Raw genomic sequence first — 25,488 nt, forward strand, 5'->3', positions numbered from 1 at the left:
AATGAATTACCGTCTGACCCTCGTCATGCTTTGCCTGGGATTTATGGCAACAGCACAAAGTTTGTCTCCGCAGCGGAGCAAAGCAGTCCCGTCAAAAGGACCCTTTCACCAAATATCAGTCCCAAAGACTCATGCGATTACCGTACCTGAGCATCGGACCTGTTTCACCACAGAGATGGAGCAAAAGCTTCAGGCCAAATACCCGCAACGACAAGGAACTGACTCCTTCGAAGAGGCGCTTCAAAAGCGCCTGAGTCAAACCAGAAGTGCCAGAAGTACCGATGAGGTATACCGAATCCCTACCATCGTGCATGTGGTGCACAATGGTGAAGCGGTCGGCACCAGCTCGAACATTACCGCAGCTCAGGTGAATTCGCAGTTTGAGGTGCTCAATGAAGACTTCAGACGCCTGGGTGCCGGAGCCAACACCCATGAGAGTGGTGCTGATGTCTTTGTGGAGTTTGTGCCCGTGTTGGTCGACCCTGATGGTCAGACACTGGCCGAACCAGGCATCAACCGTATCAACGGTGCCCGGGTATTCTGGGAAGAAACTCCGCTGGAAGAAACACTCAAACCGGAAACCATATGGGACCCGGAACGATATTTTAATATCTGGGTCGTTAATTTCGGAGGTGACCTGGATGGTGTCCTCGGTTATGCCCAATTCCCTTCGCTCTCGGGGCTGGATGACCTCCCCGACGACATGGGACCTGCCACTACCGATGGTGTGGTGATCGGCTATCCCTTTTTTGGAAAAACCGGTAACGTAATGGAACCTTACGACCTGGGAAGAACCACCACTCATGAGGTCGGTCACTGGCTGGGCCTGAGACATATCTGGGGAGATGGCGGTTGTGAGGTAGATGACTATTGTGAAGATACTCCCAACGCCGGTGGGCCGAACTTTGGTTGTAGTGCCAATGACAGCTGCCCCGGAGATGAGTTTCCCGACATGATTGAGAACTACATGGACTACTCCGACGATGCCTGCATGAATATTTTCACCATTGATCAGAAGGCCCGAATGCGCACCGTACTTGAATTCGGTGCCCGACGTAGCACATTGATAGGACCACTTTGCGAAGAAGCTGAAGTAGCCCAGGAGGGTACCAACACCACCACTCCGCCGATGTGGTATACCTTCACCGCCACGGAAGAATCTATTGTGACGGTTTCATCGGTTGGACAAACAACGCAAAACACCTACCTGAGTTTGTATCCCGCATGTGACATGCCTGCGATCAATACCAGTGATGACGTTTTGGGCACTACACAATCTGAACTGGCTACCCTGGTAGCAGCGGGCGAAACGGTCAAAATCCTCTGGTCGGCCAGAAACTCTGAAGAAGAATTTAACTGGACTCTGGGTGTTTCGGCACCTACTGAAGGTGCGGCTTGTGCCCTTGCGCTCCCGGCTCTAGAAGGCACGAATCCTGTGGGTTCCACCGATCTGAATACACTTTGGTACAGCTTCACTCTTGCGGATGCCAGTTCTAAAATCATACTGGATGGCGGAGATAAGAGCTATCAGGTGTACGCCGGCGACTGTCAGCAACTCAAGTTGATTACGGAAGGGGCCGGCTCACAAACCTTACTTGATGTGAACCAGGGAGATGAGATTTTTATTGCTTTCGAAGCAGGAGGCGGCGACTTTTCATGGAGCCTGACTGTCGAAGGGCTGGAAGCTGGAGAAGCCTGTTCAGTGGCTGTAGAAGCGATAGAAGGCACCAACACCACACCTTCTACCCCTTACTGGTTTACCTACACCATGACAGAGTTTGCCAACCTGACGATTTCCAGCACAGGACAGACCGACGTAGCAACCTACGCTAAGTTGTATGACGCATGTTCGGGCAGCCTGATTTCTGACAATCAGCCTTCCGGTGACCAAACAGAAATTACTGTAGCCCTGAGTGAAGGCGCAGAGGTCAAGATTTTTTGGGATGCCACAAGTAATAACCAGGGATTTGACTGGACACTAGAAACCAACCCTTTTGAACCCGGGGAAAATTGTTTTGCTGCCATCACCGCAGAGGAAGGTCTGAATAATGCACCTCAAGCTCCGGTTTGGTTCACCTTTACCATGCCCCTAAAAGGAAATTTGCACATCACCACTGAAGACCTCACCACCGAAGACACAGACCTTTATGTGTTTGACGGATGTGAAGGAACACTGCTACTCAGCCATGATGACATTGACTTTGACAATGACATTTACCAAAGTGAAGGCACCATATATGGGCTGGAAGCAGGTGTAACTGTCAAAATATTCTGGGCAGATTCGTGGGCTACAGGATCATTTGACTGGAAACTCACCGTGCTGGAAAGTCAGCCAGGGGATGCCTGCGAAAATGCAAAAGAAGCAGTGCTCGGGCAGAATACCGTTCCGGAGATCATCGGGGATCTGTTTTGGACATACTATACAGTACCCGAGTCTGACAAAAAACTGGTCATCTCCAGTAGTTCCTCAGAGACGGTATATGTTGCCTCAGACTGTGAAGAGCTGCTGCTCTACGCCTCTGGCTACGAGGAGGCCGTGGCTACTGGTTTAGTGGAAGGGCAGGAAATTTTGATTGCATGGAGTATAGCGGGTGGTGGTAACTTCAGCTGGACACTCGCTATGGAAACCCTTGAACAGGGTGATGAATGCTCTAATCCTCTGGCTGCAGCGGAAGGTACCAACTCTGCTGGCTATGCCCCCGCATGGTACACCTTCACCATGCCTACGGCAGGGAACCTCCTGATCTCATCCGAAGACCTTACCACCGAAGACACTGACCTGCTGGTATTAAGTGAATGTGACGGAGTGGTCCTGGGTGCCAGTGACGACATTGATTTTAACAACGGCATTCTGCAAAGTGAAGTATACCTCCAGGGGCTGAGTCAGGGCGAAACAGTGTACATCTACTGGACCCCGCAATGGTCCTCAGCTGCCTTCAACTGGGAACTGACCGTCAGCGAACCCTTGCCCGGGGAAGCTTGTGAAGCTCCAGCTACCGCACAAATCGGTACCAATACGGTTCCCGAGCTAAAAGTGCCTTTTTACTGGGTGACCTTTACCATGCCCGAAGCAGATCAGAAACTGGTGATCACGAGTACGTCCGAGGAGTATATCTACACCGTCGTGGACTGTGACCTGCAAATCATTTCAAGTGGATACGAAAACCTCACTATTTATGATTTAGGTAAAGACGAGGAGGTACTCATTGTATGGGAACTCTATTTTGGTGGTGGTTTTGAGTTTGAGCTCAGCGTGGAAGACCTGGAAGCAGGAGACCTTTGTGACGACCCTATTGAAGCGCAGGTCGGTAGCAACTCTATGGATCATGCCGCCACCTGGTACAGCTATACCATGCCCAAATCCGGTGACTTGCTGATCACTTCGGTCGGTCAGACAGATGAGGACACCTATCTCTATGTATACAATGCCTGTGCAGGCGACATCATCGCACAAGTAGATGATACAGAGGACAATCTGCAAAGTGAATTCCTTATTGAAGAGCTCTCGGCTGGAGAAACCATTTATATCTACTGGGCAGACTACTACTCCAGAGAAGGATTCAGTTGGAAACTGGAATTGCAGGGAATCACCAACGCTGCTCCCGTCATCGCCAATCAAACCTTTGAGGTACTGGGGCCGGTGGCTAACGGACATCAGATAGGAACTGTTGTGGCCACAGATGCAGATGGTGATGCTTTGAGGTATACCATCACTGCCGGCAATGAGGATGGGGCCTTTGCACTGCACGAATCCAATGGTGCACTCACACTTGCAGACGTTAATCTTTGGGATCAAAATGATCTACAACTGACCATAGAAGTGACGGATCATATAGAGAAAGTATCCGCTAAAATAAATGTCAGGTTCCTGGTGTTGGGACTGTCGACACAGGCGTATAAAATTTTCCCTAACCCAACCAGTGACTTACTGACAATAGAGGGTGCTGCCTATACGATCGGATACCTTACCAACCTTAGCGGAAAAGTGGTAAAAACCTTCGATGGGAATACATCCACGGTTTATCTGCAAGACTTGAGAGATGGAATCTACCTCCTCAAACTAGAAAAAGATGGAGCTTACCAGGTAATGAAAATTTTACTGCAGCGGTAATCCTAATGAGGGTTGATGGGGAAGCTCATCAACCCCTTTTTTAATCAACGACCTGCCAGTCCCCAAAAATCCAGTTGCCAGACGCATCCGGATTAGAGGACATCAGAAAGTCTCTGAACCCATTAACCATCTCAGATAGGGTAATCTGTCCATCGTGGTTTTGATCCAGCTTTTCAAATCCCATCTCCGAATATTCCATGTCTATGTCATAGATTTTAAACATGTCATGGTATTCCTTTTTGGAAATGATATGGTCCTCATTCTGATCAAAAAGGGTGAAAATATAAGCCGCTGTTCGGAAAATATACTTCTTAGCTGCCTTAGGGGAAATGGTGTTTCGTGACCCGAAAAGATTCAACCACTCGTCTCTGGTGATAGACACATCTTCTTTCTCCATGTCTGTGAGCAGCTGCACATATAACCTCAGAGACTTCAACTTCAAGCGTAACCGCTCTTTGGAGTTCTCCTCAAAGTTGAGGGAGTCACTCATCTTTTCGGCAACCTGCGAAAAATCATCGGGCTGCAAAAGTTCATTCTTGTTAGAATCCAGGATGTTGAATAGATAGGAAAGTTTTTTCCTTCTTACTTCTGTTAACATGTTCAATATTTCGCTTGGTTGTAACTAATAAAAATATATGATTTAGATTATTAAAAGAAGATTTTAAACTTATTATAGATAAAAATACAGCTTAAGCCACGTTGGCACCCATAACAACCTACCTGTATTGCTACGGAAAAAAGTACTTTTGTGCCATGCGCGAATTTGATCTTGTGGTGCCCTCCGAAGTGGGATTTGACGAAGACCAACTCTCTGGCTACCTGCGGCAGCAGGGAATGCTCTCAGCCGAAGAATATTTTCAGGTTATCCGACGATCAATAGATGCCCGTCAGAAACAAATCAAAATCAATCTGCGCGTGCAGGCTGATACCCGGCCCATTGATCTGGAGTTTGTGGAATATTTTCAGGAAGCCCATCAGGTTTCAGGGTGTCCGCAGGTGATCATCATCGGAGCAGGCCCTGCCGGACTCTTTGCGGCCATCAAGGCCATAGAACACGGTCTGCGACCTATCGTGCTGGAACGCGGCAAAGATGTGCGCACCCGGCGCAGAGACCTGGCCGCCATCAATAAAGATCATGTGGTGAACCCTGAGAGCAACTACTGCTTTGGAGAAGGTGGCGCTGGCACGTACTCAGATGGAAAGCTCTATACCCGCTCCAAAAAGCGAGGGAGCGTGCGCCGGGTATTTGAAATACTGGTAGCCCATGGTGCCCCCGGAGAGATTCTGATAGAAGCTCACCCACACATAGGCACCAACAAGTTACCCAACATTGTCACGGCGCTTCGTGAAACCATAGAAACCGCCGGAGGTGAGGTGCGCTTCGATAGTAAAGTGACGGATCTGATCCTGGAAGGCAATGAAATCAAAGGAGTAAAACTACAGGATGGCAGCGCCGTTCACGGGGTAGCCACAGTGCTCGCCACAGGTCATTCTGCCAGAGATATCTTTCACCTGCTCCATGATAAAAACATCAAAATTGAAGCTAAGCCATTTGCACTGGGCGTGCGGGTAGAGCATCCTCAGCAGCTCATCGATAAAATTCAGTATAAGTGTGACGATCGTGGGGACTACCTGCCCGCCTCCTCATACGGGGTGGTAGCTCAAACAGTACTTCATAAAACCGAGCGTGGAGTTTTCTCTTTTTGTATGTGTCCTGGAGGGTTTATCGTGCCTGCAGCCACAGCTCCCGGGGAAGTAGTGGTGAATGGCATGAGCCCGTCCCGCCGAAACAGTCAATATGCCAATTCGGGAATCGTGGTGGCGGTGGAAATGGAAGACCTCAAAGCTTTTCATCAGTTTGGTCCACTGGCCGCTATGGAATTTCAGGCATCCGTAGAGCGGCAGGCCTGGCAGCTGGGGGGGCAAACACAGCAGGCACCGGCACAACGTTTGGTTGATTTTGTGAATGGAAAGGTGTCCGATGGACTGAATCAGACCTCCTATCAGCCGGGGCTCACTTCCGTGAACATGGACGAGGTACTCCCGGATTTTATCGCACCCCGACTCAAGGACGGGTTTCGGGCTTTTGGCAAGAAGATGAATGGCTATCTCACCAATGAAGCCCAGATAGTGGGGGTGGAAAGTCGTACCTCCTCACCAGTGAGAATTCCTCGTGACCGGGAAACAATGGCCCATCCGGAGATCAAAAATCTTTTCCCTTGTGGGGAGGGTGCGGGTTATGCAGGCGGTATTGCCTCCGCCGCGATGGACGGAGAAAAAACAATGGCAGCTGTCATTGCCAGCCTCAAGTCTTAGCCTTTAATTCCAGAGATAAAAGAAGATAGACACGAAGTGAAATGCGGTACCCAGTAGCACCCACAGGTGAAAGATGGCGTGGTTATACTTTAATTTTCCCAAAGAATAGAATATGGCGCCAATGGTGTAACTGACTCCTCCCAGTATCAGGTACAAGAGCGCCTCTGACTGTAGGCTTTCATATAGGGGCCTGGCCGCAAACACCGCCACCCAGCCCATGAGCACATACCCGATGGTAGAGAGTCGGTCGTACTTTCCTGTGTAAAATATTTTGAAGACAATACCAGCTACGGCCAACCCCCAGGTAACCCCAAAGAGCACCCAGCCAATAGTGCCATTGAGCGCCACCAGACAATAAGGTGTGTAAGTACCTGCGATCAGCAAGTAAATAGCGGAGTGGTCAAAAACATTCAGCTTTTGGCGGAGGGTTTTCCTTCTGGCCGAGTGGTAAAGCGTAGACGCCAGGTACAATACCACCATGGTACTGCCAAAAATGCTGAAGCTCACAATATGCCATACGGTGCCATATATACTGGCAAACGTCACCAGCAATGCCAGCGCAGCCACACTGAGCACAAAGCCCAAAAAGTGAGTAATTACATTGAGGACTTCTTCTTTGTGTGGGTAATAAGTTATGGGAGATTTGGTCATTTCTGTTCTTTCCCCGGTTAACGTATTCGGAGGAGATTTGGTGCGCGGATTAACCTTTGAGGGCAAAATTTTGACTTAGGCCCGCTATGAGATGGTTTATTTCAGGCGTGAATGGGTTTAAGAGATTTATGAATCAAGCAATACCCGGGTGGGTAACTCTATATGGACTAGAAACGAATCCTCTTCGAAATCTTTGTGCAATTTCACGCACATTGCCGTGGTACATTTATTTGATTAGAAAACGGTAATACGGACACTCATGATTGGGTAGGGCACAAAAAAAGGCCGGAAAACCGGCCTTTTTATGCTACTTTGATTTCAGATCTGTTATTCTGATATCAAGATCCGCCTTACCTGATTTTCGCCATTCAAATTAAATCGTACAAGGTACATGCCTTTGGGAAGCGGAGCCCCAGAGGTGCTCAAAGCATTCCACTCCAGGGTGTGTGCACCTGCTTTACGCGGACCGTTTTCCAACTGCGCAATCACCTGACCGGATAGGTTTAAGACCGAGATAACCACATGTGAATCATCGGCCAATTCATACTCCACCAGCATTTTCCCTTGGACAGGGTTAGGATAGATCCTGGAAACGCGGCTTTGTAACAAGAGCGCCTGAGATGATTCGGAGGTAGTCCTTGCGCCCGATCCTTTGGCGGATATTACGATCTCGTCCAAATAGACATCATCGCTATCATTGTTGCCATCACATCGGAATCTCACGCGTGTTTGATCGTTGAGACCATAGCCAAGCAGTTCCACAGATTCCTGATAGAAATTATCATTTTGATAATTCGAACCATCGATCACCCAGGATTGTACTGTGGTGTAATTGGAGCCCCCATCTGTAGAGACCTGCAACCAAAAATCGTGTCCGTTGCTCATGCCAACAGGCATGAACCAAAAATCCACTTTTAGGTCTGCATAAGAAGCCAGTGACAAATCATTTGTGGTAACCACAGATGAACTGCTGTTATTCTCTATGTTCAAAGCTGCGGAACCCTGATGCGCATAAGTCCCACCGGTATAAAGACTGGCGTCTGATCCGCCATCATTCCAGATGCCCCATCCCGATTCAAAGTTTTCAGAAGAAATCACTGTCCAGGAGCCTCCACCGCTTGATTCAACGGTAATAACACTGGTATCCGTAAACGCTCCATCATCTGTGGTCACTGTGATGGTGGCACTACCAGCGGAAACTGCGGTGACCAACCCACTGGCGTTGACTGTAGCGACTGAACCGTTGCTCGAACTATAGGTCACGTCCTGATTGGAAGCATTTGATGGACTGACCAACACGCTTAACTGCTGCGTATCGTTTACGGTTATCGTGGCGCTGGCAGGCGTCACGGAAACTCCGGTTACAGGTACATTCTGGCCTGCGCCTTCTGTGCCAAACACCCTGAGCTCTTCCAAACTCACCCATGATCCCGAGTAGCCTGCTGCCCCGGATACGGTGATTCTGACGTACCTCGCGTTCACTGCGGCGAAGTTATCTGTAATAGGTGCTGAATTGGTTCCGGGCGTAGTATTACTGCTTCTGTCAACAATCGTTGAGTAGGAGCTACCATTGGTAGAAACTTCTACAATGAACTGATATGCCCTGTCGCTAAAACATACCAATTCCGTACTGCTAATTGAATGGGTTGAACCCAGATCTACCTGTGCCCACTGTGGCATGCCAGATGCTGACCATCTGGAATCAGGATCACCATCTACCAGGTTTGATCCCGGGTTGCTGGCCTGCTCGCTGGATACAGTCACTGATTTATTCAATGCCACGTTGGTGGGCGGTCCGGTGGCAACTGAAATGGAAACTACGGAAGAAGTCCCTGTGGCGCCAATATTATCTGTTGCTACGGAGGTCAGGTCATAACTTCCGGCACTTACATTATTCCAGATGAACGAATAGGGGGATGTAGTATCTTCTCCCAGCTTGGTGGCTCCCTGATAAAACTCAACCTTAGCGATGGTGCCATCCGAATCTGAGGCGTTAGCATTAATGGTGATGTTGTCACCTGCGGTGAAACTCGCTCCATTGGCAGGTGCCGTAATGGAGGTAGTCGGGTTGGCGTTTGGCCCACTGTTCACTGAAATGGACACAATGGATGAGGTGCCTGTGGCGCCCAGATTGTCAGTTGCCACAGAAGTCAGGTTATAATTTCCCGCCCCCACATTATTCCAGGTAAATGAGTAAGGTGCCGACAGGTCTTCTCCCAGTTTGGTGGCTCCCTGGAAAAACTCCACTTTGCTGATCGATCCATCCGAGTCTGTGGCACTTGCGCTGATGGTGATGTTATCACCTGCATTGAAACTTGCTCCATTGGCAGGAGCGGTAATGGAGGTCGTCGGATCAGCGTTTGGTGCACTGTTCACGGTAATAGATACCGCCGAAGATGAACCGGTCACCCCTTCATTGTCCGTGGCAGTAGCCGTCAGGTTGTAGCTGCCAGCCGAAACATTGTTCCAGGCAAATGAGTAAGGGGAAGAAGTGTCTTCGCCAAGCTTGGTTGAGCCCTGGAAAAATTCTACTTTGGTGATAGAACCATCACTGTCAGAAGCACTGGCCGTTATGGTAATGTTGTCACCTTCATTAAAAGTAGCTCCATTGGACGGAGCTGTTAGGCTGGCTGTCGGTGCACTGTTGTTAGCACTTGAGTGCGTATTACTCAAAGCAAAAAATGACACCTGTGCATAGTCTCCGGAGTTTCCGGAATTATTTTGATTGTAACATCCCGCCTTGAAATACATCCAGTCATTGGCAAAGCCGCTGTTGCTCATGTCCACAATTTCCACCACATCGGGTTTACCCGGTCGGATGATGGTGACTGTAAGGGTGTTTCCCTCGACTTTGATTTCATAGCTAAATTGTTCACCTAGAGCTATTCCATCTGCCGGATCAGAGGCACTGCTGCTTCTGCTACCGATCATGTCATACCATTGCTCAGGGTTACCGTTTCCAGGCTCATGTGCAATGTAGATGGACCCTTTGGTATTGCCAGGGAGTTTACGGTAGTAAAGTCTGCAGGGCTCATCGGTACCCGCATGGATTTGTCCGATGATCACCCGACCGATCATGCTGGAAGTTCCTGAGGTGGAGACATGATCCACTGCAACAGTGGCTGTGAGGGTACCATCCACTCCGCCAGAGGCGTCCTGGTTGGATTGACTGGAGGTAGAAAAGACCCAGTTGTTCAGGCCTATCCCGGAAGTACTGATGCTTGTGTTTCCGGCGCGTAGCATTTCACGTAGCTCGCTCCGGGGGTAGGTACTCCCTCCAGTTGCTCCATTATTGGGGCACCTGAAGACCATGGCCCCCGTATTGGGATCGGTATAAAACTCATTGGGACTTTCAAAGCCACTGGAAAGTTCCTGCTCTTTTATTTCGGTTTGATCAGGCAATGTGACTTTCCAGTCGATCAATTCGAAATTTCCACTAGGTGGCAGATTGGGATCCTGCGCCCTTAATTGTCCGCCCAAAAAAACGATTTGGATGAGCAGTAGCAAGGCTACTTTACAAAGTGATTTTGATTGTCTCTGCATGTACCCGGACAGGCATGACAAGTTGAAATAAGTTGTGTTGGTTTTCATGATATGGTTTAGGTATATGGTTTTTTTCGATAGTGTTTGTTCAAATAGCTCGAGCAATAGTAAAGGGCCCGCGAACCGGCCTGCTGTGAGTCCAAACAGGAAGGGCTGCGCAGCGCTGTCCGCTGGCTTGAGCCTGATTAATTAAAAGCTACTTTGGTCGCATCGGTCATCTGTAAACCAGCTGGTATGGCAATTGGTGAGTTCATGCGGTGAGACAGCCTGGCTGCCGGAAGATCCCTGTAGTTTACATTCCTCGATAAGGGCCTGAAACCCTGGAACGTCAGAGGGCGCGTTGTGCGTCTGTCCTAAAGCACTTTCGGGCAGGAACAGAAGTAAAATGAATGGAAGGATACAAATCAAAATTGATTTCAAGTGTGTTGACAAATGATTGGTCGTTACACTCGAAATGTTGGCCTGGTTGGTGTTGACTTTCATTGGTTCGACTTTAGTTGTTAAATGCTTCGACATGTGATATCGTCAAGGTTTAACCCGGCATTCCCTACTCTCAACAGCTGCAAACTTCACCTGGCTCAACCCTTGGTGGCGCGATAACTAATTCATAACCTTTATGGCCCAAATTGGAAATATAACAGTTTGGTGCTCTAATAACTGGTTGTCCAATTTATGAGATAAAATTATTGAAACCAATTAAAATTGAAATTTTTTAAATAATTGATAGGTTTATCACCATGATTTTATCAAATTTTTAAGTCAGGTGATTTCTGGAGGAAGCTGAATGTCTGTGCCTGTGGTGTGGATTGATTAGAAAAGCGGTAGTATAGACACTCCGCTATGCTCGGAACACTTGCGCGGGTTAGTGTATTTCAAAAAAAAACTGGAACAGTCGGCGACCAATGCAAATTCCATAGGAATTATCTTTATTGATCCACCAGAGACCTGTATATGCAAGCTGAGACTTTCTATCATGTATACAACCATGCCAACGGAAATGAAAACCTTTTCCGCTCAGATGAAAATTATCATTACTTTCTTCGTCAATGGACAAAATACATCTCGCCAGTGGCATGCACCTACACCTATTGCCTGATGCCAAATCATTTTCATTTTTTAATCCGAATCAAGACAGAAGAGGAGGTTCTGGCTTTTCTGAAGATGCGGAAACCAACCCTCCAAGGGTTTGAAACCCTTGGAGGGTTCACGTTCGATAAAGCCATCAGCCTCCAGTTTTCGCACCTTTTCAATAGCTACACCCAGGCATACAACAAAGTATATGAGCGCAGAGGCAGTCTTTTTATCCCTAATTTCAAAAGGAAAGAAATCAACTCAGACGCATACCTCAGTGCTATTATTAGCTATATTCATCGCAACCCGGTACATCATGGATTCTGCAAACAAATAGAAGACTGGCCACACAGTTCTTATCACACCCTCCTATCGGAAAAACCAACCCAGATTCATCGTGAGGAAGTCATCGAATGGTTTGGCAGTAGAAAAGACCTTGTCAACTTCCATAGGCACATGCCTCAAATCGCTGATAAATCACTGCTGATTGATTTTGAGTGCTAGTTAAGATTCAAGAAGCCTTACCCATATCAGTTCCCAAACAACGCCAATAACCCTATGCTCATCAGCTCGTCTTTGGAAGGGCTAATGGTCCGCTCCCCATTTTGGTAGCTGAAAAATGCTTTGAACTCCGTATTAGGCACATCATAGCCCATCGTTAGCTTATAGTAGTTCTTCAGCTCCTTATCCGTATTGATGGTGGTATTGAAGTCATAAAAAAGCTGGCCTTCCACTATGGCCGTAAATGAATGATAAATAGGTACCAAATAATATAGGTTGGCAAAGACCATTGCAGATTTTTCATTTTGCTGCTCAGAGCCATCAGTGTTCCTTCTTCTATTGTCTCCCTCCGCATAAGCCTTGAGGCCCGCCTGCAGCACGGGCTTCAGCCTGAGCCTGTCGTAGCCATAGCTCAGATCAATTAAATTGGGCAAGAGCATATTCTTAGCCAGGTTGATGGCGCCTCTGTAGGAGGAAAGATCCTGATTACCCTCCAAGCCGGCGGTAATCAGCCACTCTGTTGTTTTCTCCAAATCCAAATTGCTGTAGGATACCGGATATATGGACAAATAGTTAAGGGAGTCTTTTGGATTGGTAGACACCTGACCCTCAGCCATGAAATACGCCGTACCACTAAAGATTTCCACACCCTTGTAGGCATTGCGGTACGCAAACTTCACCCCCAATTCACCCTCATCCGTGTCGCTCTCCGCAGCGGGTACATAGAACATCTCAAAGTTGTTATTGATAAAAGAAAACTCTCCCCCTCTGGACACAGTGTATTGCTCCACCTGATCCTCAGTGAAAGTAATCTTACCCTTAGATAATTCGGAGATCTCTGCTACACTGTATTCATAATCTCCCTGAGTGGTCTTGATGGTCAGCGGACGATTAAAGACAATGGTGAAATCACTTGAGGCAGTAGACAAACCAAGTAGCTTCTGTTTGGAAACATCATGCATATCCAGGTCAATAGATTTTCTACTGACTGCCATGGAAAGCTGCACATCACCGCCAAAGTAGTCAACCCCACCCTTATCCAGTTTGAATGTATAATCCACAGGTGAGTTGGCATCCATGGTTTGTCCTGGGTTCAATTGAGGTAATATGGAAATCCTCAAATAGGGTTTCCCTACAGTGTTTACATTAAGTTCGAAGGCCAACTCAGGATTCTGACTAAATCCAAACCCACTCCACAGCATCAATACACAAAATACTCTCATCGTTTTCATAGCCTATCTCGGTTTGCGGTGTCTTTTGAATTGTGTCTGTCATAAATATATTGAATACAATCTGCCATGGTCGACCACTCGTCAATCAGTGAATCATTCAGCAAAATGTCATAGTACTTGTTGGATGTAGGGTGTTCGTGAGCGTTGGTAAACAATTTCAGTGCACTTAAAAAAACCTTCTTGTGAAACTCCGCAAAGTGCTGAAACGAGTATGAAGTAATATCTCCGTTGAAATCCGCCACCTTATGAAGGGCTGGGCCAACGATGTTGTCAGTTATCTGAGGTTTGGTAAGAAATGACATGTCTTTAGTGTTTAGTAATCATAATTAAAAATACAGATTGGTTAAAGCTCGAACCACTTAGCCAGTGCTGCTTTGTTATCCTGAAAGAGCTTTTCACCAAGCTTCTTGAGTGCCTCCATATTGGCTGGAGTCACATTGTCCATCTCCGAATCCACATCGCCAGGCATTTTGGAGTTGACCCGCATATACTGGGCGGGGTTCTCGGTGGTTTCAAAGATCCTTTTCAGATAAAAATCGTCCACCTCCACGCTGCCTGACATCATGATGTCGATCACCGGCCGCACCCACTGAGCCATGCCCCACCTCCTCGCCTGGCGGTACAAATAGTGTTTTTTGGTAAACCCCGTGCCCAGCGAGAGTATTTTCATGTCTTTGGCAGCAGCGGGTTCACCTTCCACATTCTTAAAACCATCTCTGATCTCGGCATAGGCACACATGGCCGGATTATTCACAAAGACCCCTCCATCCACCAGGGTAAATGAATCACCCGACTTATTCTGCACACGGGCACAATTGAAATACGTGGGCGCTGCAGAGGTAGCTCTGGACACCTCCCTGATCAGGAAGTCATAGGATTCCTTCTCCCTGGCATCATGCTGAGCAAAGAAGTGGCCATTCCGATTGGTGATATCGTAGGAGGTAATCACCGTAGGCTTGAGCAACTGACTCAGCCACACCTCTCCAAAATATTCCTTCAATGCTTCATCGATACCCCGCTCCGGGAACTTAGCTGAGATAATCCCCCAAATAGACCTGAGCTTATGCATGAAAGGATCGTCAAAAATCTGCTTCCCTTTGTTGAAATAAAGGCCCACTACCTCCTCGGCAGTAAACTTGGGTCGGGTAGGGTCCGCATCAGATGGGCAGAGGTAGGCACAGGTGAGGATGCCCCCGGTACTCGTCCCCGCAATAAGGTCAAAATAGTCTGCTACCCTGATCCCAAATTCCCGCTCTGCCTCCACCATAATGGTGCCGGGCACGATCCCGCGAATTCCTCCTCCATCGATAGACAATACTTTTAACAGGCTCATGATTTTGCTGGTTTAGGTGGTACGGATGGATTACTCCCTGCTCCTCTCAGATTTACCAGCTTGTTTAGGGTTTCAAACCAGAAAGGGGCACCAAGTGACACCGCAAAGCCGGTAATGAGCCAGCCTCCAATTTTCTTCAGCCAGGCCCCCACAAAATCCCAGAATGTACTGAAGGAGGGCAAAGAAGTGAGCACGGCTTTTTTCACCGGCCAACCAATGGGCAATTTCAGGTCAATGAGGGACCGCTGAAGACTGTCAATTTCATTGACTTGAGTTTTGATTCGGGCAATCTCCACAGCCACATCATAACCAGAGTCCGTTGGAATCCTGGCCAGAGACTTCTGATAAACACTGTCCTGAAGTGCCTGGCGACTGGCTTCCACCAGGCTCTCACGTGCCTGCGGGTTTTCGTAAAGGAATTCCGCCAGCTGAAAGGTGTCTATATTGAGAACCCCGGCCAATACCAGAGATACTCCCAGGATAATTTTCTGAGTGTATTTCTTGAATTTCCCTCCGATCCTACTCATCGAATCGTCAAACCAGCCAGAAATCGAAGCCCGAAATGCATCCAGGTCCTTTTCGTTTTCGCTCAGGTACTGCAGAAATGAGCGCTTCATATCCTCAGGGAGCAGAGTGGTAGATTCCAAACTTTTCTTTAGGCCCTTGGCATCATAAGATTTGATTTCTTTATCCTCCTGAGAATGAATCAGGTCGAGTAAAACTCTTGAGAAAATGTCCGGAGGGATATAGGAAGGTATACGGCCGCTGGTAGTCAGTTTTTTGATCAGGCTGTGCTCGTGTATCAACTCACCCACTTTCTTGTCGCCCACTTTTTCATTGAATGAATCAGTCAACCATTTCTGCAGGCTCTTTGCCCTGACGTTCTGGGTGCGCGAAATGGTTTCCATAATAGATGACGCGGCAATACTCAAAATAAAATAAATAAAAATAAGACCTATGACCAGGTCCAGAATTTGTAAAAACATAAGGTCAGGCGTTTAATATGGTATTTAATAAGTTCTTCGTTTGTGGGCCATACACCCCATCCGGCTTCAGTCCACCGTTGGTTTGCAGTAGTTTGATGGCGGCATCCATTTTGGACCCAAATACCCCGTCAGAGGTACCCACCTCGTAGCTCGCAGCCTTCATGGCATCTTGTAACTGCACCACTTTATCCCCGGTGTCCCCCAGGCGCAGCACGCCATCTGGTAGAGAGATAATGGTGGATTTGGTAAGCCTGCGAAAACCCAGCAGCCGCTCGGCACTTTGGGCCGATATGCTCACCTGATTGCCTTGATTTCCCCCCAGGCAATAGATTCGTTTCAAATCCTGCGAATAGCCCATGAAGAAACCCACATGACCACTGGTGCCCAGCAGGCTCTCCCTCCAAAATATCACCACATCACCAGGCTCTGGTACACTCACGGGTGTGCCTATGTGCATCCAAGACCTGGCCAGGGCACTTTTGGAGTAGCTCAGCCCGGCCTTGAAAGCGCACCACCCCACAAAGACAGAACACCAGGGAGTTTCATCATCATCGATCCAGGAGATACCGATCTCTTTGGCATAGTTGACGATGGTAGGATTGTCTTCGGGACCGGAGATCTCTTTTTGCCCAAGCTGGGAGGTAGCGATTTTTAGTAATTCACTCATAGCTGCTTTTGTAGGCATTCAGCCATATTTTACTTAAAACTGAATGACAACATCTAAGCTAGCGATTTGCTCAGGCTAAGTCAATACCCCAAAAGAGTGATCACACAAAAAAAGAAAGTCGAATGGTACTATGGATACGTTAAATAGAATTATTTCTATACGCTCAGTTCCGAAGCGTAATACAGGTGAGCTCCTTCAGCCACTCCCGGCAGGTCTGATCCGCCGGTAGTTCGGTGAATGAAATGTTTACCGCCACAGGAAAATCCTCCAACTGTATCCCTTCATTCACAAAAAAGTCCCTGAGCATGTCGTTGTACTGAATCCTGAGGGTATCCTGCTCATCGCTGCTCACAAACTGATAATTACCACCACAGATCCAGTAAGTATGGTCCTGATCCACCAGAGTATAGGGGGCATCGCAGTTGATTTGAAGCGGCTCCTGCTGACAGGAGACCAGCGCTATAAGGAAAAACGGGATCAGTAATTTTCTCACATTCCTATAGACCGATGCGCTGGTGAATTGGTTGTCACCCACCACCTTAAAAAATGTTAAACCCTTAGGTTCACTTTCTCAATTTGATATGAAAAAAGTCATTCTTAGAGAAACGGTGAATCCAGCCATTTTTTAAATCACTGAAAAACAATCACTTAATTAAAGTGGCCATTTCTGGCAATGGTTTTGCCATCTCGTATCCCGGCTGTGATAGGTCCCGCCATCTGTTGTTCACCGGTAGATTGATTTTTGGTATGGGGCCTATCTTTTTTACACTTTAAAAATAGATACACTATGAAGACTCAAATTCTTGTAACCCTCCTTGTCGGGGTTTTGCTCCTGGCAAGCTGTGAAGAAAGGACAAATAACTCTACACCAACCAATCCCGGCACAGCAGCTATGCGTGTGGTGCTGGTAGACGATCCGGCTGCCTTTGATGCTGTATTGATAGACGTGATAGGACTTGAATACAAGTATGAATCCGACACCTCAAGCGATGATGGTCAGGACGATGATACGGATAATGAGGATGGGACAGATGATGAGGATTCTGAAAACCACTGGGTGACCGTAGAAATCGAACCAATGGTCTTTGACCTGCTGGAACTCAACAATGGCAACGAGGCCCTGCTGGCAGACATTGACATCCCGGAGGGTGAGCTGAAAGAGGTGCGACTGATTTTGGGTGAAAACAATCACCTGGTAATAGAAGGGGACACACTCGAGCTGAAAGTGCCATCGGGAAGCTCCTCCGGGCTGAAGATCAAAATAGACGCAGACATAGAAGAGGGCAATGAATACAAACTGGTGTTGGACTTTGATGCCGCCAGGTCTATTGTGAAAGCCGGAAACTCTGGCAAATACAACCTGAAACCTGTCATTCATGCTACTTTGGTGGAAGAAGAAGATGAGTTTGGGGCAATAGAAGGCGTGATTTGGCCAGACACGGTGTCTTCGGTAGTTTATGTGATCCACGATGAAGACAGTGTATCTACCATCCCCGAAGAAACGGGCTACTTCCTCATAGAGCTATTGGAAGAGGGGGATTACGAGGTAGTGGCTGTGCCCGAAGAAAACAGTGAATTCTCCGTAACCACCATGACGGGTGTGAATGTAATGGACGGTGTGGTGAACAACATAGACACGCTCACACTCGAAATGCAATAGAACAATTCTCCTTTATATAGATCAATTAAGTGAACCGGGGTGATTTAAGCGCCCCGGTTTTTTTGTGCACAGGCCTAGAACTTCAGATGCTTCACCGTTTGAGAATTGTTAATGAGCTGCTTCAGTGAGTCAATGCCGATTTTGAGGTGCTGCTCCACAAACTGCGCGCTGACCTTTTTATCGCTCTCATCGGTTTTGACTCCCTCCGGTATCATAGGGATGTCTGACACCAGCAGAAGTGCCCCTGCAGGCATTTCATTGGCAAAGGCCGTGGTGAAAATCGTGGCCGTTTCCATGTCTATAGCCATGGCACGAATCTTCTTGAGGTATTTTTTGAACTTGCCATCATGCTCCCACACCCTGCGATTGGTGGTGTATACGGTACCTGTCCAGTAGTCCTGCCCGTACTCCCTGATGGTAGTGGAGATAGCCTTTTGCAGTGCGAAAGCCGGCAAAGCGGGTACTTCTGGCAGCATGTAGTCGTTGGAGGTTCCCTCTCCCCGGATAGCGGCTATGGGCAAGATAAGATCCCCCACTTCATTTTTCATTTTGAGGCCACCACACTTTCCCAAAAACAAAACGGCTTTTGGTTCTATGGCACCGAGCAGATCCGAAATAGTGGCTGCATTGGCCGAGCCCATCCCAAAGTTGATAATGGTAATGCCATCTGCTGTAGCACACTGCATGGGGTGTCCGGTGCCTACTACCTCCACATGGTTCCACTCTGCAAAGAGCGTCACGTAGTTTTTAAAATTGGTCAGCAAGATGTAATGGCCAAAGTCTTCCAAAGGCAAACCGGTGTATCTGGGCAACCAGTTTTCGATGATCTCCTGTTTTGTTTTCATACTTTCAAATTTGGGTTATTCTGAATGAACGCTTATCTTAAACACAATGGATGAAATTACGCTGGTCAATTTACTCAATAAAATATGTGAGAAAAATCAAGCACTGACCTGGAAGCTTAATTGCAAATACCATGATGAACTCGACACCTCAGTGATGCAAATCCATTTCCTCCAATCCGGTAATCTAACGGAAACCACAAAGATCACCTTTAAAATGGAAACAGGTCAGGTCATCGAAGGCAAGCACCGCGGGTTTCTGGGATTCAGGCAGCCCACCTTGCTGGTAGACGCTCTGCTGGACATTTTGATCTATGAAGACAGCCGCATAGGCTCCCTCACCACCAACTAAGCCTTGTGTTGCGCTTGATAAGTCGATTCAAATGTGTCCTTTCCCAACGCTATCATCTCTTTGGCTTTGTAAAACTCAAAAGTACTGCAAGCCTCACGCGATATATTGACCAGCAGGTCGGGCTTATATTTTTCCAGTAGCAGGGAGGTGAGCTTATCCTGCATCAGATCAATAGACTCATTGAGCAAGTCGAAAAAACCGAGCTTTTTTTCCGTCTCAGTGTTGCCCGGCAGCAGCTTACCCCAGCCGTTGATGAAGGCCTGGATTTTCTGATTGTAAGTAGCATTTTCCGCTTCGAATCGCTTGCTTTCCTTTTTCTTCACATAGGGCATTATCGCATTTACGTTGGATACCACCAGTATGTCACCATCGGTACGGTGCACATGCTCTATGGGAATGGGGTTGGTCACGCCCCCGTCAATATACTCTCTGCCATTGACCACCACTGGTTTGATGACCGTGGGAATCGCCACGGAGGCTTTGATGGCCTGATACATACTCCCGGTACGGAATACCTCCTGATTTTTGGCTTTGATGTCTGTAACCAAAGCCGCAAAGGGAATCCGCATGTCCTCAATGTTCCGATCGGGCACGATGGTCTGCAGTGTTTTGAATACCCGCTCTCCCTTCACAAACCCCTGTACGGAAAAGGTAAAATCGATCAGCTTGAAAACATCATACCGATCCAGGTTCAGCGCCCATTCTTTATATTCCTGCAGCTTGCCACAGGCATAAAAGGCTCCAACCACCGCACCCATGGAAGAACCGGATACAGACGTGATTTCATAGCCCTTTGCTTCGAGCGCTTCAATGACGCCAATGTGGGCCAACCCCCGGGCTCCGCCACTGGATAGTACTAATGCTACTTTCTGAGACATTTTGTTACTTACAAGGATAGGTTGATGACTGTTTTGCAAAAAGAAGAGAAGACGGTCAATTCCCTAGTTAAAATGGCTTCCAAAATATCGAGATTGAGCGTCGCGTAATCATGTACTGCCAAATTTCTGAAGCCAACCATTTTTTTCATATTTTCAGAAATAGGCGAATCGATAATCCCTGCATTATTCAGAAGGTCAAATGCTTCACGGGTGATTTTGGGTAGGCCCAAATGCTTCTTTCTCACAATGTGCAAAGCACAATCAATAGCAGCCTGACACGCACGCTCCAGATTCAGAAGTAAGGCATCCTGATGGGTGAAATTATTTTTCCAGTCATGAGATGCCTCTTCTTGAATGCGCTTGAGGCATTTTTCGATTGTGGCTACTTTCGCCTGAATAACATCATCCATAAATGGTCTTGTTTTTTTCAATTTCTTCAAGAATTCCTTTACGGTCATCATTGAGGGTGAGATACATACTAAATATGAGCGTCTCATACCGCTCCGAAGCGAGCGGTTCGGAGGAGTAAATGCGAACTCCGCCTGAGATAACCTGCATAGCCAGCACCGTGTTGGCCACTGATAAATCCACCAAATCCACCTCCCGATGCACCAAATCGCTCAGCTGATTCTTTAGTTCCCAAAGCATTTCCGTGCTGATCGGATTTTGAGGCAATAGTGCCAGGTCCACATCGCTTTCGTCAGTGAAGTCCGGCCCGGTACCACTCCCAAAAAGATATATCCCTTTTACCCCCTCTATTTGGTGGGTGAGGAGGTTAGTTACTTCTTCTATTTGCTCCTTCTGCAAGATCATATACCTCTAATTTAAGGAAAATACCTGCATGCGTGAACTCTTTACTTCAGTGCACCCCAGATAATTTCCACCGGGTGTTTGGCCACTCTGCCTGTCCCGTCTTTCACCTGATGGCGGCAACTTGTACCCGCTGCCGCTATGATCACCTCCTCCGGCTGCTTACGCACGGTAGGAAATAGCACCAGCTCACCTATTTGCATGGAGAGGTCATAGTGCTCCTTTTCATACCCAAACGAGCCGGCCATCCCACAGCATCCTGAAGGGATAAGGTGTACTTCATTGCTCCCCATTTTGGTCAGTATCTTCTTCACAGGAGTGAGTGATGAGAGGGCCTTCTGCTGACAGTGACCGTGCAGCTTAATCAGTTGCTTTTGCTCTTTGAAAAGGGAAAGGTCAATGCGACCGGCCTCCATTTCCTTAGCCAAAAATTCTTCTATCATAAAGGTGTTGGCAGCAATCGCTTTGGCGGCTTCCTTGTCTTCTCCCCTCAGCAAATCGGGGTACTCATCCCTGAAAGTGAGGATCGCTGAAGGTTCCACACCGATCAGCGGAGTCTCTTCATCGATCAGGTTTTTGAATAGATCCACATTGGCCTGTGCCAGAAATTTAGCCTTATCCAGTAGTCCTTTGGATAAGAAGCTCCGTCCGGACTCCTCATGCTCAATGAACACCACCTCATAGCCAAGCTTATCAAGCAACTTGACGGTGGTAATCCCTATTTCCGCCTCATTGTAGTTGAGCAGCTCATCGATAAAAAGATAGACCTGCTTAATGGGCTCACTGACCGTCGGTTTAAATTCCTTTTTGAACCATCGCTCCCAGGTTTGCCTGGAGAGTTTAGGCATACTCCTTTTTTGAGCAAAGCCCATGACTGACTTGGCCAGAGTAGAAGTGACTTGATTTCCAAAGGTGAATCGGTAACCCCACGGAAGGAGTGTGGCCAGCTTCATGCCTCCGGCAAAGTTTCCAATCAGGCGGCTCCTGAAAGGCACCCCTTTTTCCTTGTAGTACTGATACTGCCACTCCTGCTTCAGCTTGCCCATGTCCACATTGGAAGGACATTCGGATTTGCATCCTTTGCAGCTCAGGCACAGGTCCATGACCTCATTGATCTCCTCATGGGCAAATGGATTGGCGTTGTCAGATCTGGTGAGCATCTCGCGAAGGATATTAGCCCGGGCGCGTGTGGTCTCTTTTTCGTTGCGCGTGGCCATGTAGCTCGGACACATGGTGCCCCCGCTGAGCTCGGTCTTTCTACAATCACCGGAGCCATTGCACTGCTCCGCAGCCCGCAAATACCCCTCCGTTTCAGAAAAATCCAGGACAGTTTCAAACTCCCGGGTCACCTGATTTTCTTCGTACCGCAGGCTTGTATCCATGGGCGGGGTATTCACAATCTTGCCCGGATTCAGGATGTTTTTTGGGTCCCAGGTCTGTTTTACCTTTTTGATCAACTCATAATTATGAGCGCCAACCATCTGCGGGATAAACTCGCCACGCAGGCGTCCGTCGCCATGCTCACCTGAGAGCGAGCCCTTGTACTTTTTCACCAGCGTGGCAATCTCCTCCGCTATGGTTCTGAAGAGCCTTCTGCCCTCTGCTGTTTTCAGGTCGATGATCGGGCGCAGGTGCAACTCCCCGGAGCCTGCATGCGCATAATGCACACAGAAAAGGTCGTGTTTTGCAAGAATCTCATTGAACTCGGCGATGTACTCCGGCAGGTCCTGCACATCCACCGCTGTGTCTTCAATCACCGGGGCAGGCTTGGCATCTCCGGCCACATTCGAGAGTAAGCCCAGGCCGGCCTTTCTCAAGCCCCACACTTTTTTGATGTCTTCTCCGGAAATCACCGGAAAGGAGTATCCATATCCAGAGTCCTGCAAATCCTTAATCAGCGCCGTGGCGGCCTGGTCTGCGGCCTCTTCTGAGTCCGTGGTAAGTTCAGCCACCAATATTGCCTGCGGATCCCCCTCCACGAAAAAGCGATAATCCCGATAAGTAATGTTTCTTTTGGTGGCCTCCAGCACATAGTGATCCATCAGCTCACAGGCGGTGGGCTGGTGCTTAAGCGCTACCAGGTTGGCCCGCAACGACTCATCTATCGTGTGGCAGTGGATGCATACCAGTCGTTTATGTGGTGGTGCAATGGGGGTGAGCTTGATCTTGGCGGAAGTCACAAATGCCAGCGTCCCTTCAGAGCCTGCGATTAGTTTACTGAAGTTAAATACCTCACCGTTTTCCTTGAAAGGAGTCATTTCTGCCAGCATGTCGATGGCATACCCTGTGTTTCTTCTGGGAACCGAAGCTTTCGGAAAGCCGTCCTTAATCGCTTCCAGGTTTGCCTTATCGGAGAGCATTTCCTTGACCTGAAAGTAGATAGAAGCCTCCAGTTCCCCGGAGGTACTCATGCCGTTGCATCGTGCCAGAAAGGCGTTCATGTCCAGCGGACCAAACCACACCTGAGTGCCATCCGCCAGGATGGTGTTCACCTCCAAAAGATGCTCCCGGGTGCTCCCATATACTATGGAGTTACTACCGCAGCTGTTGTTTCCGATCATGCCCCCTATCATGGCACGGTTGGCCGTAGAAGTCTCCGGAGCAAAGAAGTAGCCATATGGCTTGAGGGCAGCGTTCAGGTCGTCCCGCACGATGCCCGGCTGCACCCTGGCCCAGCCTTCTTTTTCATTGATTTCCAGGATTCGATTGAAGTGTTTGGATACGTCCACGACGATACCACCACCCACTACCTGACCCGCCAGTGAAGTTCCTGCCGTACGCGGGATCACAGAGGTGCCGTGCTCGTTGGCAAACTTTATGAGTGCTATAAGGTCAGGCTCTGACCGGGGAATCGCCACTGCCACAGGGATTTCACGATATGCGGATGCATCCGTAGCGTACAGTTTTCTAGTGGTCTCGTCGGTGAAGAGTTCCCCCTCAAGTTGCTTTCTAAGCAGGTCGAAATTCATGATACAAGGTTAAAGAATACCAATTTTACAACTATCTGCCAGTATTCTGGCGGATCGGGTTAGTGCTGTTTGGGGTTTACCAATATTCTACCTCAATAGATTTGGCTTTTTCAAAGTGGCGATCTCTGGTGGCCAAAATTAGGGAGTGTTGCTTAGAAAGTGCTGCTATCCAGATATCATTTTCTGGAATCGGTGAGCCGGATTGTTTCAATTGGGCCTTAATCTCTCCATAAAATCGGGAAGTGGTGGCATCAACTGATAAAACACGATAATGATCAATGAACTGCAAGATCTCTCGCAGGCGTGTTTCTCTCTGAACGGTCAGATTGGCTCCATAAATCAATTCGCCAACAACTATGGAGGGAATATAAATCTCTGTATTTAACAGCCTGTTCAGAAGACCCGCATCGTTTCGAAAAAAATCGATAATGATGTTGGTATCAATTAGATAACCCTTACCAGTCTTCTTCATGAACTTGCTCGCACCCTTCAGTAATAATATTTCTGATTTCCTCGGCCTCCTCCTTGGACCAAATTCCGGCATAACCGGCTATTTCAGGCTCGGGAAATTTCTCGTTCTCTTCCACCAACGCCTCCAGTTTTCCCAACAATCCCGGATCGTTGGTTCTCAAAAAATGTGCTATTAAGCGTAGTTTTCGACTTTCTATACTCATGACGGTTGCCCAATATTAGAGTTAAATATAACAACAAATTGGATTCCCAAATCGATCCTCAGGTCACTTAAACCCCAACTCACAGTACACTGCGAAGTGATCAGAAATATATTTTTGATCGTAAGAGTCGGTAAGCACGGCATATTTCAGGGCACTGAGCTGCGCATTGATGGCGATGTAGTCGATTCGTTTCTGAGGGGTTTCATCGAATTTGAAGCCATTGAAAGTGGCATGCGGGCCAAATGTGAGGGCTGCCGAAGCACGAGTATCGTTGAGTTTTTTGGTCATCTCCAGGATAGGACCCTCTGTAGGTTCCACATTCAAATCGCCCATCAGTACCGCGGGCAGGTTTTCTGTATTGAATCGCTCCATCTGTGAAAGAATCAACTTCATGGAGTTCACCCGTGCTTCCACTCCTATGTGATCAAAGTGGGTGTTGAATACCCAAAACTTTCGCCCGTCCGATTTTTTCTCGTAAAGCCCGTAGGTACAGACCCGGGGCAGCGCGGCATCCCAGCCCACAGATGGCTTTTCGGGAGTAGTAGACAACCAAAAGGTGCCGCTTTCCAACAGTTTGAAGGTCTCTGTCTTGTAATAAATGGCGCTGAATTCACCTTTTTCCTCGCCATCGTCACGACCCACACCTACATAGGCATAGTCGGCAAGCGCCGAGTCGAGATATTTCACCTGATGAGGTAAACCCTCCTGAATTCCGAAAATATCCGGCTCATAAAACCCGAGCTGAGCCACCATGTTGGCTTTGCGCATGTCCCACCTATTCACCCCGTCACCGGCATGATCCAGGCGGATGTTATAAGTCATGACGGAGAGGTCTTGTGACCAGCCCGTGCCTAAAATCAATACCAAACAAACTACGAAAAATGCTTTCATT

General features: G+C 48.0%; 23 protein-coding genes. 5 read left to right on the plus strand and 18 right to left on the minus strand.

The genetic code is table 11. The annotated features are described in order from the left end of the window. Position 1: 1 nt before the first annotated feature. Positions 2 to 4,111: a M43 family zinc metalloprotease gene (locus RIH33_RS19870; RefSeq protein ID WP_406651801.1), complete on the plus strand. Its 4,110-nt coding sequence runs from the start codon at positions 2 to 4 to the stop codon at positions 4,109 to 4,111. 40 nt (positions 4,112 to 4,151) lie between these two features. Here the strand turns inward: RIH33_RS19870 and RIH33_RS19875 are convergent, their stop codons facing one another. Next, entirely contained in the window at positions 4,152 to 4,709 is a 558-nt protein-coding gene (locus RIH33_RS19875; protein ID WP_406651802.1) for an EF-hand domain-containing protein, read from the minus strand. Between the two features lie 155 nt (positions 4,710 to 4,864). Here RIH33_RS19875 and RIH33_RS19880 point away from each other — a divergent pair, with 155 nt between their 5' ends. Beyond that, positions 4,865 to 6,427, plus strand: coding sequence for an NAD(P)/FAD-dependent oxidoreductase (locus tag RIH33_RS19880; RefSeq protein WP_406651803.1), 1,563 nt, complete (start codon positions 4,865 to 4,867; stop codon positions 6,425 to 6,427). Positions 6,428 to 6,430: 3 nt separating this feature from the next. Here the strand turns inward: RIH33_RS19880 and RIH33_RS19885 are convergent, their stop codons facing one another. The 3 genes from RIH33_RS19885 to RIH33_RS19895 form a co-directional block, all read right to left on the minus strand. Then, positions 6,431 to 7,078 carry a hemolysin III family protein gene (locus RIH33_RS19885; RefSeq protein WP_406651805.1) on the minus strand — a complete coding sequence of 216 codons (648 nt, stop codon included), beginning with the start codon at positions 7,076 to 7,078 and terminating at the stop codon, positions 6,431 to 6,433. Between the two features lie 327 nt (positions 7,079 to 7,405). After that, positions 7,406 to 10,669, minus strand: coding sequence for an Ig-like domain-containing protein (locus RIH33_RS19890; protein ID WP_406651806.1), 3,264 nt, complete (start codon positions 10,667 to 10,669; stop codon positions 7,406 to 7,408). A 141-nt stretch (positions 10,670 to 10,810) separates the two neighbouring features. After that, positions 10,811 to 11,104: a hypothetical protein gene (locus tag RIH33_RS19895; RefSeq protein WP_406651807.1), complete on the minus strand. Its 294-nt coding sequence runs from the start codon at positions 11,102 to 11,104 to the stop codon at positions 10,811 to 10,813. A gap of 468 nt (positions 11,105 to 11,572) precedes the next feature. Here RIH33_RS19895 and RIH33_RS19900 point away from each other — a divergent pair, with 468 nt between their 5' ends. Continuing rightward, a complete protein-coding gene (locus RIH33_RS19900) occupies positions 11,573 to 12,196 on the plus strand; it encodes a transposase (protein WP_406651809.1) in 624 nt (207 codons plus the stop codon). 26 nt (positions 12,197 to 12,222) lie between these two features. Here RIH33_RS19900 and RIH33_RS19905 read toward each other — a convergent pair whose 3' ends face one another. The 6 genes from RIH33_RS19905 to RIH33_RS19930 all read right to left on the minus strand — a co-directional run bounded on the left by RIH33_RS19905 (position 12,223) and on the right by RIH33_RS19930 (position 16,946). Beyond that, a complete protein-coding gene (locus tag RIH33_RS19905) occupies positions 12,223 to 13,425 on the minus strand; it encodes a hypothetical protein (protein WP_406651810.1) in 1,203 nt (400 codons plus the stop codon). After that, a complete protein-coding gene (locus RIH33_RS19910) occupies positions 13,422 to 13,727 on the minus strand; it encodes a hypothetical protein (protein ID WP_406651812.1) in 306 nt (101 codons plus the stop codon). Before RIH33_RS19910 ends, RIH33_RS19905 begins: the two co-directional genes overlap by 4 nt. Positions 13,728 to 13,768: 41 nt before the next feature. Continuing rightward, a complete protein-coding gene (locus RIH33_RS19915; RefSeq protein WP_406651814.1) occupies positions 13,769 to 14,758 on the minus strand; it encodes a patatin-like phospholipase family protein in 990 nt (329 codons plus the stop codon). Beyond that, positions 14,755 to 15,744: a hypothetical protein gene (locus RIH33_RS19920; RefSeq protein WP_406651816.1), complete on the minus strand. Its 990-nt coding sequence runs from the start codon at positions 15,742 to 15,744 to the stop codon at positions 14,755 to 14,757. Before RIH33_RS19920 ends, RIH33_RS19915 begins: the two co-directional genes overlap by 4 nt. 4 nt (positions 15,745 to 15,748) lie before the next feature. Next, on the minus strand, positions 15,749 to 16,411 hold the full coding sequence (locus tag RIH33_RS19925; RefSeq protein ID WP_406651817.1) for a TIGR02594 family protein: 663 nt from the start codon (positions 16,409 to 16,411) through the stop codon (positions 15,749 to 15,751). A 163-nt stretch (positions 16,412 to 16,574) separates the two neighbouring features. Then, positions 16,575 to 16,946 (minus strand): hypothetical protein, encoded by a 372-nt coding sequence (locus tag RIH33_RS19930; RefSeq protein WP_406651819.1) that lies wholly within the window; start codon positions 16,944 to 16,946, stop codon positions 16,575 to 16,577. A 252-nt stretch (positions 16,947 to 17,198) separates the two neighbouring features. Here RIH33_RS19930 and RIH33_RS19935 point away from each other — a divergent pair, with 252 nt between their 5' ends. Then, positions 17,199 to 18,071, plus strand: coding sequence for a DUF4382 domain-containing protein (locus RIH33_RS19935; protein WP_406651821.1), 873 nt, complete (start codon positions 17,199 to 17,201; stop codon positions 18,069 to 18,071). Between the two features lie 74 nt (positions 18,072 to 18,145). On the opposite strand, the gene RIH33_RS19940 is transcribed toward RIH33_RS19935, so the two are convergent. Then, positions 18,146 to 18,916 (minus strand): AMP nucleosidase, encoded by a 771-nt coding sequence (locus RIH33_RS19940; RefSeq protein WP_406651823.1) that lies wholly within the window; start codon positions 18,914 to 18,916, stop codon positions 18,146 to 18,148. Positions 18,917 to 18,962: 46 nt separating this feature from the next. On the opposite strand from RIH33_RS19940, the gene RIH33_RS19945 reads away from it, so the two are divergent. Further along, positions 18,963 to 19,265 (plus strand): hypothetical protein, encoded by a 303-nt coding sequence (locus RIH33_RS19945; protein ID WP_406651825.1) that lies wholly within the window; start codon positions 18,963 to 18,965, stop codon positions 19,263 to 19,265. Here RIH33_RS19945 and RIH33_RS19950 read toward each other — a convergent pair. The 7 genes from RIH33_RS19950 to RIH33_RS19980 all read right to left on the minus strand — a co-directional run bounded on the left by RIH33_RS19950 (position 19,262) and on the right by RIH33_RS19980 (position 25,487). Further along, entirely contained in the window at positions 19,262 to 20,143 is an 882-nt protein-coding gene (locus RIH33_RS19950) for a patatin-like phospholipase family protein (RefSeq protein ID WP_406651826.1), read from the minus strand. The two genes, RIH33_RS19945 and RIH33_RS19950, sit on opposite strands and share 4 nt — an antisense overlap. Before the next feature lie 8 nt (positions 20,144 to 20,151). After that, positions 20,152 to 20,553, minus strand: a complete 402-nt coding sequence (gene hepT / locus RIH33_RS19955) for a type VII toxin-antitoxin system HepT family RNase toxin (RefSeq protein WP_406651827.1) — start codon at positions 20,551 to 20,553, stop codon at positions 20,152 to 20,154. Then, positions 20,546 to 20,956: a type VII toxin-antitoxin system MntA family adenylyltransferase antitoxin gene (gene mntA / locus RIH33_RS19960; protein ID WP_406651829.1), complete on the minus strand. Its 411-nt coding sequence runs from the start codon at positions 20,954 to 20,956 to the stop codon at positions 20,546 to 20,548. Before mntA ends, hepT begins: the two co-directional genes overlap by 8 nt. A gap of 41 nt (positions 20,957 to 20,997) precedes the next feature. Then, a complete protein-coding gene (locus RIH33_RS19965; protein ID WP_406651830.1) occupies positions 20,998 to 23,922 on the minus strand; it encodes an FAD-binding and (Fe-S)-binding domain-containing protein in 2,925 nt (974 codons plus the stop codon). A gap of 76 nt (positions 23,923 to 23,998) precedes the next feature. After that, the gene (locus RIH33_RS19970; RefSeq protein WP_406651831.1) at positions 23,999 to 24,394 is read right to left on the minus strand and encodes a type II toxin-antitoxin system VapC family toxin; all 396 of its coding nucleotides are present in this window, start codon (positions 24,392 to 24,394) and stop codon (positions 23,999 to 24,001) included. Then, a complete protein-coding gene (locus RIH33_RS19975) occupies positions 24,378 to 24,596 on the minus strand; it encodes a hypothetical protein (protein ID WP_406651832.1) in 219 nt (72 codons plus the stop codon). Before RIH33_RS19975 ends, RIH33_RS19970 begins: the two co-directional genes overlap by 17 nt. 63 nt (positions 24,597 to 24,659) lie before the next feature. Further along, the gene (locus RIH33_RS19980; protein WP_406651833.1) at positions 24,660 to 25,487 is read right to left on the minus strand and encodes an endonuclease/exonuclease/phosphatase family protein; all 828 of its coding nucleotides are present in this window, start codon (positions 25,485 to 25,487) and stop codon (positions 24,660 to 24,662) included. Position 25,488 lies beyond the last annotated feature (1 nt).

The organism is Marinoscillum sp. (assembly GCF_040222955.1).
Classification (GTDB): domain Bacteria; phylum Bacteroidota; class Bacteroidia; order Cytophagales; family Cyclobacteriaceae; genus Marinoscillum.

Excerpts from the sequence above, each read along its gene's own strand:
- RIH33_RS19870 (WP_406651801.1), top strand. The coding sequence starts at position 2 with ATGAATTACCGTCTGACCCTCGTCATGCTTTGCCTGGGATTTATGGCA.
- RIH33_RS19875 (WP_406651802.1), bottom strand. The coding sequence starts at position 4,709 with ATGTTAACAGAAGTAAGAAGGAAAAAACTTTCCTATCTATTCAACATC.
- RIH33_RS19880 (WP_406651803.1), top strand. The coding sequence starts at position 4,865 with ATGCGCGAATTTGATCTTGTGGTGCCCTCCGAAGTGGGATTTGACGAA.
- RIH33_RS19885 (WP_406651805.1), bottom strand. The coding sequence starts at position 7,078 with ATGACCAAATCTCCCATAACTTATTACCCACACAAAGAAGAAGTCCTC.
- RIH33_RS19890 (WP_406651806.1), bottom strand. The coding sequence starts at position 10,669 with ATGAAAACCAACACAACTTATTTCAACTTGTCATGCCTGTCCGGGTAC.
- RIH33_RS19895 (WP_406651807.1), bottom strand. The coding sequence starts at position 11,104 with ATGAAAGTCAACACCAACCAGGCCAACATTTCGAGTGTAACGACCAAT.
- RIH33_RS19900 (WP_406651809.1), top strand. The coding sequence starts at position 11,573 with ATGCAAGCTGAGACTTTCTATCATGTATACAACCATGCCAACGGAAAT.
- RIH33_RS19905 (WP_406651810.1), bottom strand. The coding sequence starts at position 13,425 with ATGAAAACGATGAGAGTATTTTGTGTATTGATGCTGTGGAGTGGGTTT.
- RIH33_RS19910 (WP_406651812.1), bottom strand. The coding sequence starts at position 13,727 with ATGTCATTTCTTACCAAACCTCAGATAACTGACAACATCGTTGGCCCA.
- RIH33_RS19915 (WP_406651814.1), bottom strand. The coding sequence starts at position 14,758 with ATGAGCCTGTTAAAAGTATTGTCTATCGATGGAGGAGGAATTCGCGGG.
- RIH33_RS19920 (WP_406651816.1), bottom strand. The coding sequence starts at position 15,744 with ATGTTTTTACAAATTCTGGACCTGGTCATAGGTCTTATTTTTATTTAT.
- RIH33_RS19925 (WP_406651817.1), bottom strand. The coding sequence starts at position 16,411 with ATGAGTGAATTACTAAAAATCGCTACCTCCCAGCTTGGGCAAAAAGAG.
- RIH33_RS19935 (WP_406651821.1), top strand. The coding sequence starts at position 17,199 with ATGAAGACTCAAATTCTTGTAACCCTCCTTGTCGGGGTTTTGCTCCTG.
- RIH33_RS19940 (WP_406651823.1), bottom strand. The coding sequence starts at position 18,916 with ATGAAAACAAAACAGGAGATCATCGAAAACTGGTTGCCCAGATACACC.
- RIH33_RS19945 (WP_406651825.1), top strand. The coding sequence starts at position 18,963 with ATGGATGAAATTACGCTGGTCAATTTACTCAATAAAATATGTGAGAAA.
- RIH33_RS19950 (WP_406651826.1), bottom strand. The coding sequence starts at position 20,143 with ATGTCTCAGAAAGTAGCATTAGTACTATCCAGTGGCGGAGCCCGGGGG.
- hepT (WP_406651827.1), bottom strand. The coding sequence starts at position 20,553 with ATGGATGATGTTATTCAGGCGAAAGTAGCCACAATCGAAAAATGCCTC.
- mntA (WP_406651829.1), bottom strand. The coding sequence starts at position 20,956 with ATGATCTTGCAGAAGGAGCAAATAGAAGAAGTAACTAACCTCCTCACC.
- RIH33_RS19965 (WP_406651830.1), bottom strand. The coding sequence starts at position 23,922 with ATGAATTTCGACCTGCTTAGAAAGCAACTTGAGGGGGAACTCTTCACC.
- RIH33_RS19970 (WP_406651831.1), bottom strand. The coding sequence starts at position 24,394 with ATGAAGAAGACTGGTAAGGGTTATCTAATTGATACCAACATCATTATC.
- RIH33_RS19975 (WP_406651832.1), bottom strand. The coding sequence starts at position 24,596 with ATGAGTATAGAAAGTCGAAAACTACGCTTAATAGCACATTTTTTGAGA.
- RIH33_RS19980 (WP_406651833.1), bottom strand. The coding sequence starts at position 25,487 with ATGAAAGCATTTTTCGTAGTTTGTTTGGTATTGATTTTAGGCACGGGC.